This is a genomic window from Mycobacterium sp. 1245801.1 (assembly GCF_001673055.1).
In the GTDB taxonomy this organism is placed as follows: domain Bacteria; phylum Actinomycetota; class Actinomycetes; order Mycobacteriales; family Mycobacteriaceae; genus Mycobacterium; species Mycobacterium europaeum_A.
Window position 1 is genome coordinate 1 of the sequence record NZ_LZKY01000014.1, and the last position, 1650, is coordinate 1650.

General features: G+C 73.1%; 2 protein-coding genes and 1 pseudogene. All 3 read left to right on the forward strand.

Going from position 1 to position 1650, the window contains the following annotated elements; genetic code table 11:
* Positions 1–271: hypothetical protein (locus A5622_RS29455; RefSeq protein WP_232002798.1), on the forward strand; the 271-nt coding region annotated here is incomplete at its 5' end.
* Between the two features lie 175 nt (positions 272–446).
* Positions 447–1163, forward strand: a pseudogene (locus tag A5622_RS00860) (two-component sensor histidine kinase); the annotation flags it as partial.
* 203 nt (positions 1164–1366) lie between these two features.
* Positions 1367–1612, forward strand: a complete 246-nt coding sequence (locus A5622_RS00865; protein ID WP_232002802.1) for a hypothetical protein — start codon at positions 1367–1369, stop codon at positions 1610–1612.
* The last annotated feature ends 38 nt before the right edge of the window (positions 1613–1650 follow it).

The window sequence follows — 1650 nt, forward strand, 5'->3', positions numbered from 1 at the left end:
CCGCTCTTCGCGTCGTCCCGACCGGGTGATCACCCGAGTGCTGGTCAGCGCGGCGATGCTGGTGGGCCCGGCCGTGCTGGTGGCGGCGCCGGCCGGCGCCGACCCCAGCCCATTCAGCACCCTGCACTCGAGCTGCAACGACACGGCCCCGGCGGGAAGGGACGCGCTGCTGCAGGGAATCCGGCGCGGCATCGCCGACTGGTCGACCGGCGCACCGCACACCTCGGCGCGCACCACGTGCGCCGCCCGGCCGACTCCGACACCCCGCTGATCGCTCAGCCGCTGTCGGCGCCCGACGGCACGGCCGGGCCCACCAGCATCGCCGCGCTGACCAGCACTCGGGTGATCACCCGGTCGGGACGACGCGAAGAGCGGGCGGTACCAAGCATGACGGTGTCAGCCTAGGACGGCGGCGCTGAGAGGGCGCTGAGAGCGCGCTGAGCTTGGTGTTCTCTGCGAGCACGCGGCCCTGCAGAATCAAGGGCGTGCGCACATTCGGTGGCCGGTCGGCCCGGTGCCGCGGGCGGCTGCGTCCGCGGCACCTGCCGCACCTGGGCATCTCGGCCCGCTCGGCCGCGGTGTCGGCGATTGTTGTGCTGTGTGCGCTGGCCATCGCCGGCGCGGGACTGGACGCGATCCTGTACCGGTCGCTGCTGGCGGGCGTCGATTACGCCACCGCCGAACGGGTCCGCGATATCACCAAGGCGCTGCAGGCCGATTCGTTCGACGACCTCGACAACGCGCTGCTGCACACCGACCAGCGGGTGGTCGCGACCCAGTTGATCGGCCCGGACGGCACCGTGGTCAGGCGGTCCGGCTCGGCGCCGAAAACGCCGCTGGTCTCGCCGGATCAGTTCGACTTCAACCTGCGTCGCGGCCTGCCCGACGACGCGGTGGCCGGCGACGACATGCGGGTCAGCGGCCAGAAAGTCGCGACCCGATCAGGTGTCTACACGGTGCTGGTGGGCGGGGGCAGCGAGGCGGTCGAGGGGACCGCGCGGGCCCTGGCGATCCTGTTGGCCTGCAGCGCGCCGGTGATTGTCGCGGTGGTGGCGGGGGCGACCTACTGGCTGGTGCGCCGCTCGCTGCAGTCGGTGGACGCGATCCGGACCAGGGTGGCCGACATCTCGACGTCCGATCTGGCCGAGCGGGCCGAGATGCCCAGGTGCGGCAGGTGCCGCGGACGCAGCCGCCCGCGGCACCGGGCCGACCGGCCACCGAATGTGCGCACGCCCTTGATTCTGCAGGGCCGCGTGCTCGCAGAGAACACCAAGCTCAGCGCGCTCTCAGCGCCCTCTCAGCGCCGCCGTCCTAGGCTGACACCGTCATGCTTGGTACCGCCCGCTCTTCGCGTCGTCCCGACCGGGTGATCACCCGAGTGCTGGTCAGCGCGGCGATGCTGGTGGGCCCGGCCGTGCTGGTGGCGGCGCCGGCCGGCGCCGACCCCAGCCCATTCAGCACCCTGCACTCGAGCTGCAACGACACGGCCCCGGCGGGAAGGGACGCGCTGCTGCAGGGAATCCGGCGCGGCATCGCCGACTGGTCGACCGGCGCACCGCACACCTCGGCGCGCACCACGTGCGCCGCCCGGCCGACTCCGACACCCCGCTGATCGCTCAGCCGCTGTCGGCGCCCGACGGCACGGCAGGA